The following is a 15,618-nucleotide window of genomic DNA, read 5'->3' as shown; positions in this document are numbered from 1 at the left end:
CAATCAGCTTGCGTAATTCCAACCAGCGATCACGACCAACACCTTTTGCGGGACCAATAGCAACCAGCATGTCTTCTGGAATAGCACGTGGAATTGTCAGCATTTTCGATAGAGTCTGATAATCGATAGAAAGCGCTGCTTGAATAGCTTCGCGGCTATAATGCAGCTCTTCGAGGCGCGCTGCAAATAAGACGCGTTCAATGAAGCTGAGATTTGCACGTGCTGAGTTTTCCTGACCCTGGCTCAGGATATGTTCCAGATCAGCCAGCGGTTTGATAACTGCTTTAACTTTGATACCAAGCTCATGCGCGACCTTGGCACGACGATGACCAAAGACGATCATATAGCGACCGTTGGTCTCTGGGTGAGGGCGCACGAGAATAGGACTATCCTGTCCCCGCTCACGAACGGCCTCTAAAAGCTCTTTATATTCGTGATCATCAGTTTCAGGAAGACGATCTGCAACGAAAGACACATCGAGAAGAGCAGGATCCAGATCGACAATTGCTTCACCATCAAGCTTATGGGATGCCTGTTTGGCGAGTTCATCGATCGATGCTGACAATGATTTTGCGGCACCAAAACGGCGCGTAACATTCTCGACCGGCGCAGCAGCGGCTCCATCTGCTTCTTCCGTCTTCATGACGCTCTGAAAAATGTTTTTCCGTGCCATTCTCTTATCCTTAAATCAGCGATAGCACTGATTTCATTTCATATTTCTCGTATTAGACTGCCGTCTAACGACCCCAGGCCTGATGAATAAGGCCGCGAATTTCAGTATTGACGCCTTCCAGGGCTTCCATGGCGCGATCATAGGTTCCACGGTTCATGGAAGAGCGCTCAACTTCATAGAGTGACTGCTTCGTCAGGCCAGCATCGGATATCGCCGTTGATTTTAGCATGTGATGCTTCAGCATGTGAGAGGCTAACATGCTCTGCATGAAGCCAACCATTTGTGCTTGCGGAACATCAGTCGGTTCATAGCGCGTGATGAGATAGCGGAACCAATCAAGTTGGACCGCACCACCTGCCTGACGCACAGTCTTGAGAATGTCGCCCAGCATCAACAGGAACTGTGACATCGACATAAGATCGAGCATCTGAGGGTGAACGGTGATGAGGACCGATGTGGCTGCCGAAAGGGCGGTCAAAGTCAGATAACCGAGTTGCGGTGGGCAATCGATAACCACAACGTCGTATTCTGCATCAACCTCTTCAAGAGCTAATGCAATACGGTTCCAGAAGGTTTTACCCTCTCCACCGTTTTGCATTGCTAGAGGTGTGTCATATTCATATTCCTGAAGCTCGAGCATAGCAGGGATAACATCAAGACCCGGAAAGTTGGTTTTACGAATAACTTCCCGGATTGATTTGCGCTGCTCGTCATAACGAACGGCTTCATAGAGCGAAGGAAACTCATCAAGCTCAGGCTGAATGCCATGTAGCGCTGAAAGCGAAGCTTGTGGATCGAGATCAATGGCGAGTACGCGATGGCCGGTAAGAGCCAGATGCTGAGCCAGATGCGCTGCTGTCGTTGTCTTGCCGGAGCCGCCCTTAAAGTTCACAACACCAATGACCTGCAATTTATCATTGCCACGACGGTGTGGAACATAACGCTTTACTTCGGCACGACCATTCTGATCGAGCCATTGACGCAGCTCTTGAAGTTGTTCGATCGTATAGGCGCGCCGCCCGCCAGAAAGAATGATCGGCTCGACACCCTTACCTTCCAGATGAAGCTTTTTGAGGTTGCTTGGAGATACACCTAGAAAATACGCAGCTTCAGCCATAGAAAACTGGCGCAAGTTTTTGCGCGCATCTGGCGGAAAGTTTTCATGGCGCAGCAAATTGAGCTTGCGCGAGATTTCGCGACCTTGCGTCAATATCATGTCGTCAAACGACATTTGCTCTGCCTGATTTGCGGTATTCATAGAATTAGCATCCCTAATGACGGCACTGGAACTAATGCCGTCTAAATACCGTCATTATGTCCGATTCTTATTTTGCTGCAAGAGGTCTAACTTAACAAATGGTTAGCGTATCTGCCTTAAGGGCTTTGTCTTGTTTTACAACGAATCGAAAAAAGCCTATCTAATTGAATTCAAAGAGAATTAATCATAATAGACGGCAGTCTACATCTTTAGAGACGAAAAATAGGAGATTCGGTTCGCTTTTCAAGCGCCGTTTCTGGGAGCGACAACATTAGTTGTGGGGGAATCGGGAGGGCTCATTCAGCTCCAAGTGGGTATCTATTCTTTATCAGCTGCGAAGCTGAATCTATTGTTCCGCGGGTATGGTGAGTTTCATCCTGAATGATAGATTTTTAATTCGCGGTGACGGATGGTTTCTGTTTATTGTATTCTTTTCAAGACTAGCGCATCATGCGATGCTTGGAGCGTATATTCGAAGTGAGCCTTCAAAAAGGTGCGGTGTGTATTGGGCGGGTTCATTGCGCATAGGAATTGTAAAATGCGATGTTCGTTTGAGTTTTTAACCGCCGCATTTTTGAGCTTTGCGAAACAAGATCAGCCTGAGATTGAATGGTAGTCGCTATTTCCAGGCTTTTCCGCGTGAATGTCGTCCTTATATGGTGTATGCATGGACATCTTTCGCTTAAACACCGTATACAAGTAGTGCAGAAGGCTTGATTAGTCACTCTTTGCGACTGCACGAAGAGGGCGTATCTCTTCGGTGCTTAAACCAAAGTTGCGGTTAAATAGATTAACTTTTGTTTTATTATATCTTTTCAATTGTTTGACTTTGGCCTGATTTCTTCAGTCTGTCGTAAGCGGGGGGCGGGTAAGCGGAGCGGATTTGGTGGCAGTGCCATCTTACTGGGCAATTGCACGGATTATCGCAGTCTATCATAATCCGTGCAATTGCATTTTGAGGAAGGCACGGATGACTGAGATCGACATTGATAGTCGGGATGAAGTCCCGACAAAAGCAGGGCAGGTGGTCCTATTCTCAAAGCCCTACCGCCGTAAGTAAGCAGGGTCAGGCTTCTGCAATGATGAAGCCTGCGAGTTCCTGGGTCACTGGTCGTTCAGCGGGCACGCCAAGCCGATCGCCGAGATAATGCCAGAAGGACAGGCCAAGCCTTTTGCAAGTCTTCATAAGGCCGAGCATTGTGTCGCGGGCGGCACGGCCGTCCCGACTCATAGTGCCACCGGAGATTTTGCGCTTTGTGACGCAACTGCGCAGATCAATCTCGGACGCATTGGTGTGCAACGGGATTTCCGGGCGTTCAAGAACTTTGAGCAATTCGTGCTTACGGCGCAGTAAATGCACCAGAAGCTTATCCAGATCTGCATAGCCCGTGCGGATGGAAAATATCCGATCGAACCTGACTTCAAGAGTCGGCGTCCAATTTAAAACTTGGACGCCGTAAATGGTAATGGCCTTTTTGAGCCCTTTTACACCATATCGATATCATTTGTTCTACAAAGTTAAGCCCGCAAAGCTTCTGCCGGGCTCATGCGAAGCGTCATTAACGCCGGAATCAGTGAAACCAGTGCTGCAACAGCAATAAAGCCAATAGCAAGCCAGACATCGCTCATCGCAAATTCCACCGGCATCCTAACTGCTGTTGTTGCGGTGAGCCATGATGTGATGGCCCGCGCTGCCGCATAGCCGATTGCCAGCCCAAGAAAGATTCCAAGCAGCAGCAGGAAAAATAACTCGCCCCAGACAATCGCCATGATGGAGCGAACCGGCGCACCAAGCGCCCGCAGCGCACCGATCTGACGTTTTCGCGCGCCGATATGCATGACCGCAACCAACAACAAGGCGAAAACCACAATCACCTGCGTACCGATGGCGATACCAAGCAGCAGGCTGCGGGCATCTCCCAATGTTGAATAGAGCCTTGTGAGAACCTCTGCCGGGAAGATCGCCAATGTGCGATCAGAACGATATTCCTGCCGCAACCGATAGGCATCCGCAATGGTCTTTGGTTTTACAAGAATAGCCGGAACACCGGGGCTATCGGCATCGAAAGTCTCGTCAAGCGGCGCATTGACGTCGATTTCGTGATCATGGTCATGTGGTTTTTCATTGATAAGCACACCAAATCCGTTACCCGGCTTTTCAGCATGGTCATCATGCTCGTGCTCTTCATGAGCTTCCATGCCATGCAGCTGCCAGACCGTGCGAATGGGAACCAGAATGGACCGATCCCATGCAGTGCCGGTCGGGGCCATTTTGCCAGCTACATGATAGCTGACCTCGGTATGGGCATGTCCGCCGGTTTCAACCGTACCATGCATTGGATTGACTTTAGCCCCGACTGCTAGATCGACTGCCGAACCAATAATTGCCTCACCCAGACGCGTGAACATCGTGCCTTCGGCGAGCTGTGGTGACAGGGCGGAAATAAGCCCGGTTGTCGTGCCGACAATGGGAAAGCCGATCGCGCTGTCGCCAAAGCCTATGGGTGCTGCGAAGGCCACGCGCTTGTCATTGGCAAGTTTGCCCAGCATCGCACCCGACATAAGTGGCAGAGGCGACTGCTGCAAAAACACCGAAGAAAGTGTGAGCTGCGTGTCACTTCCCGCCGCACCGATCACAAGGTCAAACTTGTCGGATGCCCGCGCCGTGCCAAGCCTCACTGCCCGTTCCTGCAAGGTTACGACCGAACTTAATGCAACCGACAAAGCCAGCAGAACGATGATGGCAACGGCACCACCCCAGAAGCGGCGCAGATCGGCAAGAATGAATGCGATCATGACAATTCCATCTCCGCGCTGTCGCTTGCAATCCTTCCGCCTTCAAGGCGAATGCGGCGCTGCAAATATTGCATCAGCTGCGGATCATGCGTGACAACAACCAGTGTTGCCTTTTCTTCGGTCGCAAGCCGCACCAGAAGCTCGGCAACATCGGCACCGGTTTTCTGATCAAGGCTTGCAGTCGGCTCATCGGCCACGATCACGCCGGGCTTAGAAAGAAGCGCCCGCGCGATAGCCACGCGTTGCATCTCGCCGCGCGACAGCGTTTCGATATGTTGATCGGGACGGGTTATTCCGACTGTTTGAAGCAATTGAAGCGCGCGTGCGCGATCATCAGCCTTCACCCCAAAACTCAATTTGAGCGGCAACAGCACATTGGACAGTGCGGAAAGACCCGGAAACAAGTGAAAATCCTGCATCACCAGACCAATGTTGCGCGCACGAAACGCATCGCGCCTGAAAGCAGACAGGCTGCTGATTGCCGTTTCGCCCCATACGACTTTGCCGGCTTTCACGGGTTCGAGACCCGTTATGGCGTTGACCAGCGTGCTTTTCCCCGAACCGGAGGCACCGGTAATTGCCAGATGACCACCAGCAGCCAGATTAAATTTTTCAATGGAAAGCACAGGGAGAGCCAGCCTCGGAAAGCGCACTTCCAGATCGGCAATATCGAGCGACAGGCCCGATGGCTTGGCAAGCATCATCATCAGACCGTTTTGAAAGAAGCATCACGCAGACGAAGCTGACTGACAAAGCCCGTTTCAGGGTCTGTCCATGAACCATATTCCAGCGTGCCGCGCGTCAGAATTGGCGCATTGAACTGCACGAATGTCTGTTTGGACGCCAGATAAACAACCATGATATTATCGGGCCAGTCGGAATCCGACGAGCAGAATGGGCAGATTGACATCGGAATTTCGGTCAAAACGAAGAAGTTGGCTTCAGCCTTGAGTGGCGGTGCCATGAACCCGCGGATCGCCACTTGCCGGCCGGAAGCATTTTTGACCTGATCGGAAAACTCCAGACCCAGCACGCCAAAACTTTTATACAGATTGTCAAAGCCAAGTTGCTCTGCGGCTTGTGCCCTGTTTGCAATGCACATCAAAGGCGCAGTTGCCAATGCACCAAGCATGAGTTGCCTGCGATTGAAATGCGGTCCTGTGCGCATCTTGCCCTCCTGAAGAGAAGTGGACAGGCGGAAAACCCGCCTGTCCTTGATCAAACGAAGATTACTCAGACTTGGCCTTGCCGAGCGCGAAGGTGTCAGCAAGCACACGGTAAACATCGCTCTGTTCCATATAGCCGCGCAGACCCTCGGAACCTGGACCCGTTGCCTGAAGAACAACGTCATCGACCGCGTGAACGCCGGTGTCATCTTCCTTAGGGATGTTGCCCTGAACGAAGACTGCGCCCGGAACATCCTTGTAAGCCTCATTGGCTACATATTCGCCCTTCTCGTTCTTAACGGCTGGCACGAAGGCGCCATCCATCTTTGGGCGGAAGGTTTCGTAATGATCCGGGCCGTTATTGGCGGCGAGGAACAGACGACGCGAAACATCGATGCGATCCGGATAACCGTCGCCATTGGTGTCTTCGTAATTCGGGAATCCGGCGGCATCGTAAGTGCCAACCTTTTCGCGCATTTCATCGCCCGGCTTTTCATCATCGACTGTACCAATGATGGCAACGCCATGGGTATGATCGCCGGTGACGATAATCATCGTGTCCGGGTTCTTTTCGGCAAATTCGCGGGCAACGCCAACAGCCTTGTCGAACTCGATGGTTTCGACCAGTGCGCGATCCCAATCAAGCGGATGGCTCATCTTATCAACCGATGCGCCTTCAACCATCAGGAAGAAGCCTTCCGGATTCTTGGACAGCCTTTCGAGAGCAGTCTTGGTCATTTCCACCAGACCCGGCTGGTTTGGGAACTTGTCAACCGTGCCTTTCTTGAGGAACTCACGATCAAGCGTCACGTCGAGGTTGCCGGTATGGAAAAGACCGAGCAGCTTGTCCTGATTGGACTCACCCGATGCTGCAAGCTCATCTTTGCTTGTGACCAGCGCATATCCGGCATCCTTGAACAACTGGATATAATCCTTGTCGTCCTTGCGCTTGGAACCCGGAACGTCCTTGGCGAGAAAGTAAGCAGAACCGCCGCCAAGAATAACGTCAGGCTTCACGTCATACATCATGCCGACAATATCAGCCTTGTCGGAACGCTTGCGCGTATGTGCGACCAGTGCTGCCGGTGTCGCATCCTGAAGTTCGGATGTCGAAACAATGCCGATGGACTTCTTGGTTTCACGACGCATTGCTTCTGCAATGGTTTCAACCTTCGGGTCGTCCTGGCTGTCAGGTGTACGGTCGGCATAAACGCCAAGTGCATTCACGCGTGACTTATGGCCCGTCATGTAAGCCGACATGGTGTTGGCACTGTCAGTCGCAATCGAATGGGTCGACGACGTGCCGATGAAAGCCACAGGTGGAATGTCATCCATGTTGAGACGGCCATTGGCCTTACCCTCGGTCATGCCCTTCGACATGATGCGCGCGCCGGTGCGGTGCGCGACCGAAAGACCGTCAGCGATCAGGAAGATGATGTTCTTGGCTTTGGCTTCATTGCCGGTCGCATAGACATCCCAATTGACAGACTTGGTTTCGTCGCCAGCTGAAACTTCAACCTTGTAATCGCCAGCCTTGCCGATTTTCAGTCCGCGCAGAATAAGAGCAGAGCCCAGAACCTTGTCTTCTGCGCCCTTTTCTTCAGCGGTAAACTCGGCTTTGCTGCCAAATACAGCTTCATAGTCCTGTCCATTGACGGTAACTTTCACGTCCTCTGGCTTAACGACCTTATCGAACTCAACCTTGAAATCGAATGGCGAATTGACAAGGATTGTCGCCCGGTCAATCGGATAGACGGTTGCAGCACCGGCCGCAGTTGTCAGCATTGTTGCTGAGGCGAGAGCTAGAAGCAGTTTGCGCATATCAGAAATCCCCACTGTGTAATGCGTGCGGAGGTCAGATAAGAAAGCTAGATGACACTGGTATAACAATTCGCCGATTAATTTGTAAAACTTGCTTTGCCGGCTATGTTGTTTGATCAGGCAGGTGACATATGATGCTGAAAGCACTGTTAATCGTCACATTGGATATACGCCCTCGGAACAACGCCATGCCCATCCTTGCACGAGAAAAAATTTTCGCTTTGGTCGGTGCGTTTTTTGTTTACCAATTTACCCAGTTCGTCGTGCTCAAGTTTCCTTAGCAGCTGTCATCAAACCTTAATCGTGATGATAATCACCCGTCACAGGGCCCCTTTAAGGACCATTGCGTTTGTTTTCGCAATTTAGGGGGTCCCTTATGCGCCTTGGTTATCTTCTCGCTTCTATTGCCACGATTGCTATGACGTCTTCCGCCATGGCTGACGAGACATTCACCGCTAAACTGGCAGGTCACGCCTATCTGCCAGCTCTGACGCTGATAACACCGCCTGCCGATGCACCCCGCGACGCCTGGGTTTCCGGCAAGTTTACCGGCAAGGCACGCAATGACAAACCAATGAGCGTCATGGGCGATGTCGGCAAGGCCTATGGCAGCCACACCACCGGCATCTCGCTTCCCTTCATCGGCCAACCGGTACAGGGCATGTCAGGTTTCGCGATGAACCGCTCAGCCGATGGCACCATTTTCACACTCACCGACAACGGTTTTGGCACCAAGGCCAACAGCCCGGATGCACTGCTGTTCTTCCACCGCATGAAGCCTGATTTTGAAACCGGCAAGGTTGAGCGCGTGGAATCGGTTTTTCTGCGCGACCCCGACAAGAAAGTGCCGTTCCGCATCGCTTATGAAGGCACCGATGGCCGTTACCTGACGGGTGCGGATTTTGACCCGGAAAGCATTCAGTATCTCAATGACGAGATCTGGATTGGTGATGAGTTTGGCCCTTACATCATTCGCGCTGGTCTCGATGGTCGCGTGAAAGCCGTCTATCCAACCACGCTCGATGGTAAGCAGCTGACAGGACCGGATACAGCGGGCATCGTCGTGCCAGCGGTTGCTGGCAAGGATTATCGCGTTCAGCGTTCGGGCGGTTACGAAGGCATGGCCTTGCAGCCAAAGACCAACCAGCTCTGGGCTATGCTTGAAAAGCCGCTTTTTGACGACAGTGGCAAGCCGGAAGGCGATTTCCTGCGCGTCATCACTTTCGACACCGGCAAGGGCGAATGGACAGGCAATAGCTACCGTTTCCGTCTGGCCGAAGGCGCAACTGCTATCGGTGATTTCAACTTTATTGACGACACCCGCGCGCTGGTCATCGAGCGTGACAATGGCGAAGGCGATCCAAGCCTTGAGTGCAAGACCGACGATCTTTCGGCCTGCTACCCGTTGCCAGCAAAGGTCAAGAACATCGTTCTCGTCGATACATCGAAGATCGACGCAGACGGCTACATCCATCGTATCGGTCATATCAATCTGATGGACATTCAGGACCCTGACAACAAGGCAATCCTGAAGACCGCAGCAGCCCGCGATCTCAAGGGCAAGTTTACCTTCCCGTTCTTCACCATTGAAGACGTGATGCGCGTTGACGATACGCATATCCTGGTCGCCAATGATAATAATCTGCCATTTTCGGGCGGTCGCCAGATTGGCGAAGCTGCGAATAACGAATTTATCCTGCTCGAAGTGGCAGATTTCCTAAACGCCAAGTAAGTCTCGTTCTGAACCACTGGCGGGCACTGCATATTGCCGTGCCCGCTTGCGCATTTTGCAAAATAAAGACATTGCTCAACGCAATAGTTGGCAGACAGCGAAGAGCAGAGAAGCAGAATGACCGTAAGAGAAATCGTCAAATTTCCGGATGCAGCTTTGCGTGCAGCAGCAGCACCTGTCACCGTCTTTGATAATCATCTTCGTGTTCTCGCACAGGACTTGCTCGACACGCTGCGCGCAGCACCCGGCATCGGCATCACAGCTCCGCATATCGGCGTTCTGACGCGTGTGGTGGTGCTTGAGCTTTCCGGCCCCGGCAGCGCCAAGACCTATATCAATCCCGAAATCACATGGGCTTCCGATGAGAAAATTCGTCATCAGGAAGGGAGCGTCTCCATGCCGGGTGTGGTGGACGATGTTGAAAGACATGCCCGCATTCATCTGCGTTATCAGGATATTGATGGCACGGAGCAGACTGAAGAATCTGATGGCTTGCTTGCAGTTTGCCATCAACATGAGATTGACCAGCTCGACGGTATTTTCTGGCTTCAACGCCTTTCAAAGCTCAAGCGCGACCGATTAATTAAGCGATATCACAAGTTACAAAAATAGCGAAAAATCATATGTTATGCTGGCCCCAACATGATGAAGGTTTCGCTTTTGCTGACGCCTTGAAGTGAACGGATGGTCGAGATTACTTCATTCAATTCCGAGATCGTTGAAACTTCGAGCTCTGCGATGACATCCCAAATCCCATTGGTGTTGCATAAGCTGGTTAAACCGGGAACGCGTTTAATTGCGGCGATGGTGGCTTTCAGAGATGCGCCTGACATTTCGATGAGCATAAAAGCGCGGATTTGGTCTTTTCCGATGTCATCCCGAACGCGCACCGTAAAGCCTTTGATGTCACCATTGGCAATCAAGCGGTCCAGGCGTTTTTGAGCCGTCGCGCGCGCAACGCCGAGTAACTCTGCGAGCTGCGGAACGGAGGCACGTCCGTTGATACGCAATTCTGTTATCAGTCTCTTATCCAGGTCGTCCATCGTTCCCACTGTCTTTTTCGTAATTATTTCTGACTAAATCGTCATTTTATTATAAAAATAATCACTTTCTATTCTTTTTTGTCAACGAAATTGTGACTAATGATTTCATCTAAGGGGAATGTAAAAGTGGCTCCTAAAATGCTGCAAGCAGGAGGAGTGCTACACAATTCCCCGTTCAGGCCGGCTACAAGGCTGTGAAAATTGCGTCAACAGCTTCGTTCGGAGCTTTCGTAGGGAACATCGATAATGAAAATGGTGAGACTTATTTCTACGGCGCTTATTGCGCTTGGTATTTCTTTGTCCGCGCATGTGGCTAAGGCCGATGATCTGGAGAAAATCCAGAAGAACGGCAAAATGACAATTGCGCTTTCGGGCGTGTTTCCACCTTTCAGCTTTGTCGATGAAAACAATCAGGTCGTTGGTTTTGACGTTGATATCGGCTCCGAAATTGCGCGCCGTCTGAAGGCGGAGCCTGAGATTGTGACGACTGCTTGGGATGGCATTATTGCCGGTCTCGTCACGGGTCGTTTTGATACGATCGTTGGATCGATGGGCATTACCGAAGAGCGCAAGAAGGCGATTGATTTCGTCGGTCCTTATTACCGTTCCGGTCTGGCGCTGTTTGTCCGCAAGGGTGACGCGGTTAAATCGCTTAATGAGCTTGACGGCAAGACCATCGGTGTGACGCTGGGCGAAACTTCTGAAAAGTGGGTTCGTGAGCAGGGCAAATATGAAGTCCGCACCTATAAGGGGTTGCCAGAAATGCTGCTTGACCTTGGTTCAGGCCGTATTGATGCGGTTGTCGCAGACGACGTTCCGGTTCTGGTTGCAATCAGGAAAAGCAATGCACCGATTGACCAGGTCAAGGATGATCAGCTGCCGCGCTATGACATTGGTATTGCCGTGCGTAAGAACAATCCAGAACTGCGCGATGCCATGCAGAAAGCTCTGGATGAGATGATGGCAGATGGCACATACACAACCATCTCTGAAAAGTGGATTGGTGCGGATATCCGCTAATGTCACGGTTGGTTGAGAGCGGCTGATAAGCCGCTCCACCTTCGATATATGCGACGATATTTTTTTGTTGTCGCTCTAGCTTCCCGAGTCTTTGGCTTCGACCAGTGATGTCAGGTAATTGTTCGGAGAATGCTTTCGTTCCTAAACTTTGTCATATGCACTTTCTGGCGCATTGCTGGCTGGCGCATTGCCGGATTGATCAGGTTTGGCAGATGCGTCCTGTGTTGGAGCAGAAAGGTTGAAGGATGGATATTGCACTCATAGAGCGGATTTTTCCCTTCATTGTCCAGGCAGGGTGGGTCACAATTGAGTTGACTGTTGTGTCATTGCTCATTGGCCTCTTTGTTGCCAGCTCGTTGGTGATTGCCAAATTTTCGCGTTATGCGCCGGTGCGTTGGATCGCAACCGCTTATATCAGCGTGATGCGCGGGACGCCGCTACTGGTACAGTTGTTTCTCGTTTTCTTCGGTGGGCCTCAATTCGGCTTCGAATTCTCGCCCTTTGTCGCTGGCGTGATTACCATGGGCTTCAACATCGGGGCCTATATGTCGGAAGGCATGCGCGGCGCTATTTTGGCCGTCGATAAGGGGCAGAATGAAGCGGCACGGTCACTTGGCTTTAGTCGCGTTGGAACGATGCGGCTTTTTATTCTGCCACAAGCTGCACCCTTGATGATCCGCTCGCTCGGCGTGAACACGGTGATTTTGACGAAAAGTACCGCGCTTGTGTCCACAATTGGCGTGGTTGAACTGACTTACACCGCACAGCGTTTTGTAACTTCGACCTATAAGCCCTTCGAGGTTTTTGCGGTCGCGGCGGCGGCATATATTGTGATTATCGCTGTCATTTCTCTGATCATTCGCGGCCTTGAAATCTACTTCAGTGCAGACAAGAGGGCAGGGGCATGAGTCTCGATTTTAGCGTTGTTCCGCCGTATGCCGAGCTTATGTTCATTGGGCTAACCTGGACTGTACTCATTACTGTACTGGCTGGCTTAATTAGCATTGTCTTGGGAATTGTTATTGCAATTGTCACGCTGCATGCGCCCAAATTGATCAGTTTGCCCATCCGCGGTATCGTGTTTCTGTTCATGGGAACGCCGCTGCTGTTACAGCTGTATCTGCTCTATTATGGTTTGTCGCAGATCGGCATTATGGTGCCAGCTTTCTGGACCGGCGTCTTTGGCCTTGGTATGCACTACGCGGCTTACAATGCCGATATTTTCCGTGCATCGCTTCAAGCCGTTGATAAAGGACAGATGGAGGCCGCACGTTCGCTCGGTTTTGGAAGCAGCGCATCGCTGCGCTATTTCATTATCCCACAGGCGATCCTGACTGCGCTGCCACAGGTTGGAAATAACAGCATTATCCTGCTCAAGGATACAGCCGTCCTGTCGGTTCTGGGCATCACAGAATTGGTGCTGAGTGCACAGCGTGGCATCAGCGAAACCTATCGTCCTTTTGAGTTCTACTTCGTTGCAGCCGTCCTCTATTACCTCATCAATCTTTTGATGGAGTGGGTTTTGAGCAAAGCGGCCAAGAAAGCGGAAGCTATCCGATGAACACACAGACCCCCATGATCGAACTGCGTCAGATCAGAAAGTCTTATGGCGATATTGAGGTGCTGAAAGGCATTGATCTGACTGTCGCCAAAGGAAAGATTGTTTCCATTATCGGCCCCAGCGGTTCAGGCAAAAGCACGCTTTTGCGTTCTATCAATATGCTGGAAGAAACCAACAGCGGCGAAATCTGGCTTGATGGCCATCAAGTTAATCGCCCGCTGAAGGGCCGTGCTTTTGAAAAGCACATCAACCATATCCGTCAGGAAATGGGGATGGTGTTCCAGCAGTTTAATTTGTTCCCACATCTGACTGTTCTCCAGAACATCATGGTTGGCCCGATGAAGCTGAAGGGTTTGTCCAAGGCAGATGCATTGGAACGTGCAAATAGCTTGCTTGCGAAGGTTGGTCTTATCGATAAAGGTCATGCCTATCCTGCACGGCTCTCGGGTGGTCAGAAGCAGCGTGTTGCGATTGCTCGCGCATTGGCTATGCAGCCCAAAGTGATGCTGTTTGATGAAGCGACTTCAGCACTTGATCCAGAATTGGTTGAAGAAGTGAATCAGGTGATGAAGCAGCTCGCAAGTGAACATATGACTATGTTGATCGTCACACACGAGATGCGTTTTGCAGCCGAAGTCTGTGACCACGTCATGTTCATGGATGGTGGTGTGGTGGTTGAACAGGGCTCGCCAGATCAGGTTCTGTCCAATCCCACGGAAGAGCGGACGCGGGCATTCCTGCGCAAGCATCTGTCTCATTAAATTTGAAATTAATGTCTTAGCGGTGTGTTGCGCAAGGCGAACACGCTTCGATCAAAGGAGATTTGATCTATGACTGCGAATATTGCAAACGGCGCGTCTAACGCCGTAACGATGGCGCACAACCATATTGATGCACAGCATGTTGAGAAACTGGCGCTGCGTCTGGTTGGCTGGAACAGCGAAACCGGAACGCCTGGCGAAGCGACATTCTCTGATCATCTGGTGGCTGTTTTGAAGGAAATTCCTTACTTTCAGCAGAACCCTGATAATATCCGCACAATTGCCAGTCATGGTGATCAGCTGACGCACAATGTCGTCGCACTGGTGCGTGGTAAGGGCAAACACACACTCGCTCTGGCAGGCCATTTCGATACGGTTGCAACGGATAATTATCACGAGTTGAAATCGCTTGCCTGCGAGAGTCTCAAGCTCAAAGATGCGTTGATTGCGGATCTATCCAAGCGTTCACGTTCTGCACAGGAAGATCGTGCATTGGAAGATTTGCTGAGTGGCGATTTTCTTCCGGGGCGCGGCATGCTTGATATGAAAAGCGGCCTTGCCGTTGGTATCGCTTGCGCTGAAAAATTTGCTGAAGATGAAGATCGCAACGGCAATCTCCTGCTTGTGTTCACACCGGATGAAGAACGCGAAAGCCGCGGTATGCGCTCAATGCGCAATGCGCTGCCCGCGATAGCCCGTGATTTCGACATTGAAATCGCAGCAGCTATCAATCTCGATGTGACGTCTGATCAAGGCGACGGTCAGGAGGGACGCGCGGTCTATGCCGGAACCATCGGTAAGTTGTTACCATTTGCGCTGGTCATCGGACTAAGCTCACATGCAAGCTATCCTTATGAAGGTGTCAGTGCACAGGCTATGGCTGCTGGTATTCTGGCTCGCTTTGAGGGCAATGCTGCTCTTGCTGATCGCGACGAGAATGATATTTCACCACCGCCAATCTGCCTTGAAGCAAAAGATTTGCGCGATGGATATGAAGTGACCACGCCTGAACGCTTCTGGATCGCACTGAACTGGCTTTATCATGCCATGACTGCAGAAGAGCTGTTTGAACGCTTCAAGAATGAAGTGCTGGCAGGCGCTACGCAAGCGGTTGAACGTTTTTCTGCGCAGTCTGAAGCCTTCGGTAAGCTGATTGGCAAACGTCCGGGCGCCATTCCGGCTGCACCGAAGCTCATTACATTTGAGCAATTACGGCTTATCGCTGCGGAAGTCGCAGGCGACAAGTTCGAGGCGCTTTACAGCGAGCAGGAAAAGCGCCTCTCCCACATAGACAATCCTTTATCTGTCAGCCGTCAGTTAACGGAATGGCTGGTGGGTGTGGCTCATCTGTCTGGTCCGGCAGTCGTGGTCGGCTTTGCTGGTCTTCATTATCCTGCAAGCCATTTGGATGAGAAGCAGGCGAATGATCGTGCATTCAAACAGGCGATTGACGCGACGATGCAGCAATTCGAAAATTTTGCGGATCAGGCATTGGTCTGGAAGCCTTATTTCCAGGGAATTTCAGATATGAGCTTCTTGGGGCAGGCGACGCTTGGTCAGGATCTCGTTTCACTCAATACGCCGGTTGCACGTTTGGTTGACCATCCGGCCAGCGATGCGTTGCGGTTCCCTGTGGTTAACATCGGTCCTTGGGGCCGCGAGTTTCACCAGAAGCTGGAGCGCGTACATGCGCCTTATGCATTTGAGATCTTGCCGCAGGTTGTATCGTTGATCGCGGAAGAATTTTTGTCGAAGCGTGCCTGAAGTTCAGCAACAAGCCATCCAAT

15 protein-coding genes (1 of these 15 running past the window's edge) are annotated in these 15,618 nt (G+C 51.3%); 7 read left to right on the top strand and 8 right to left on the bottom strand.

The annotated features are described in order from the left end of the window. From repB to RI570_RS13065, 7 genes are all read right to left on the bottom strand, one after another. Positions 1-673, bottom strand: the 5' portion of a protein-coding gene (gene repB / locus RI570_RS13095) for a plasmid partitioning protein RepB (RefSeq protein WP_313828999.1). Its footprint begins 314 nt before the window's first position; only the first 673 of its 987 coding nucleotides appear in the window; the start codon lies at positions 671-673; its stop codon lies beyond the left edge, outside the window. A 64-nt stretch (positions 674-737) separates the two neighbouring features. After that, positions 738-1,931 (bottom strand): plasmid partitioning protein RepA, encoded by a 1,194-nt coding sequence (repA, locus tag RI570_RS13090; RefSeq protein ID WP_313828998.1) that lies wholly within the window; start codon positions 1,929-1,931, stop codon positions 738-740. A 1,066-nt stretch (positions 1,932-2,997) separates the two neighbouring features. Further along, a complete protein-coding gene (locus tag RI570_RS13085; RefSeq protein WP_313830034.1) occupies positions 2,998-3,306 on the bottom strand; it encodes a transposase in 309 nt (102 codons plus the stop codon). 143 nt (positions 3,307-3,449) lie between these two features. After that, positions 3,450-4,727, bottom strand: a complete 1,278-nt coding sequence (locus RI570_RS13080; RefSeq protein WP_313828996.1) for an ABC transporter permease — start codon at positions 4,725-4,727, stop codon at positions 3,450-3,452. Beyond that, positions 4,724-5,434 carry an ATP-binding cassette domain-containing protein gene (locus RI570_RS13075; RefSeq protein WP_313828995.1) on the bottom strand — a complete coding sequence of 237 codons (711 nt, stop codon included), beginning with the start codon at positions 5,432-5,434 and terminating at the stop codon, positions 4,724-4,726. Before RI570_RS13075 ends, RI570_RS13080 begins: the two co-directional genes overlap by 4 nt. Beyond that, entirely contained in the window at positions 5,434-5,895 is a 462-nt protein-coding gene (locus RI570_RS13070) for a hypothetical protein (protein ID WP_313828994.1), read from the bottom strand. Before RI570_RS13070 ends, RI570_RS13075 begins: the two co-directional genes overlap by 1 nt. A 61-nt stretch (positions 5,896-5,956) precedes the next feature. Beyond that, on the bottom strand, positions 5,957-7,714 hold the full coding sequence (locus tag RI570_RS13065; RefSeq protein WP_313828992.1) for an alkaline phosphatase: 1,758 nt from the start codon (positions 7,712-7,714) through the stop codon (positions 5,957-5,959). Between the two features lie 376 nt (positions 7,715-8,090). Here RI570_RS13065 and RI570_RS13060 point away from each other — a divergent pair, with 376 nt between their 5' ends. Continuing rightward, positions 8,091-9,446: an esterase-like activity of phytase family protein gene (locus RI570_RS13060; RefSeq protein ID WP_313828991.1), complete on the top strand. Its 1,356-nt coding sequence runs from the start codon at positions 8,091-8,093 to the stop codon at positions 9,444-9,446. Between the two features lie 117 nt (positions 9,447-9,563). After that, positions 9,564-10,058 (top strand): peptide deformylase, encoded by a 495-nt coding sequence (locus RI570_RS13055; RefSeq protein WP_313828990.1) that lies wholly within the window; start codon positions 9,564-9,566, stop codon positions 10,056-10,058. Between the two features lie 14 nt (positions 10,059-10,072). Here RI570_RS13055 and RI570_RS13050 read toward each other — a convergent pair whose 3' ends face one another. Beyond that, positions 10,073-10,489: an Lrp/AsnC family transcriptional regulator gene (locus RI570_RS13050; protein ID WP_313828989.1), complete on the bottom strand. Its 417-nt coding sequence runs from the start codon at positions 10,487-10,489 to the stop codon at positions 10,073-10,075. A 246-nt stretch (positions 10,490-10,735) separates the two neighbouring features. On the opposite strand from RI570_RS13050, the gene RI570_RS13045 reads away from it, so the two are divergent. The 5 genes from RI570_RS13045 to RI570_RS13025 all read left to right on the top strand — a co-directional run bounded on the left by RI570_RS13045 (position 10,736) and on the right by RI570_RS13025 (position 15,595). Next, positions 10,736-11,509: a transporter substrate-binding domain-containing protein gene (locus RI570_RS13045; protein WP_409558670.1), complete on the top strand. Its 774-nt coding sequence runs from the start codon at positions 10,736-10,738 to the stop codon at positions 11,507-11,509. 245 nt (positions 11,510-11,754) lie between these two features. Next, the gene (locus RI570_RS13040; protein WP_313828985.1) at positions 11,755-12,417 is read left to right on the top strand and encodes an amino acid ABC transporter permease; all 663 of its coding nucleotides are present in this window, start codon (positions 11,755-11,757) and stop codon (positions 12,415-12,417) included. After that, a complete protein-coding gene (locus tag RI570_RS13035) occupies positions 12,414-13,070 on the top strand; it encodes an amino acid ABC transporter permease (protein ID WP_313828984.1) in 657 nt (218 codons plus the stop codon). Before RI570_RS13040 ends, RI570_RS13035 begins: the two co-directional genes overlap by 4 nt. Beyond that, on the top strand, positions 13,067-13,831 hold the full coding sequence (locus RI570_RS13030; RefSeq protein WP_313828983.1) for an amino acid ABC transporter ATP-binding protein: 765 nt from the start codon (positions 13,067-13,069) through the stop codon (positions 13,829-13,831). The genes RI570_RS13035 and RI570_RS13030 overlap by 4 nt, the downstream gene beginning before the upstream one ends. Positions 13,832-13,912: 81 nt before the next feature. Then, entirely contained in the window at positions 13,913-15,595 is a 1,683-nt protein-coding gene (locus tag RI570_RS13025) for a M20/M25/M40 family metallo-hydrolase (RefSeq protein ID WP_409558693.1), read from the top strand. Positions 15,596-15,618: the final 23 nt, after the last annotated feature.

The organism is Brucella pseudogrignonensis (assembly GCF_032190615.1).
Classification (GTDB): Bacteria; Pseudomonadota; Alphaproteobacteria; order Rhizobiales; family Rhizobiaceae; genus Brucella; species Brucella pseudogrignonensis_B.
Note: the sequence above shows the minus strand (reverse complement) of the source record. Positions and strands in the feature narration are given on the sequence as shown.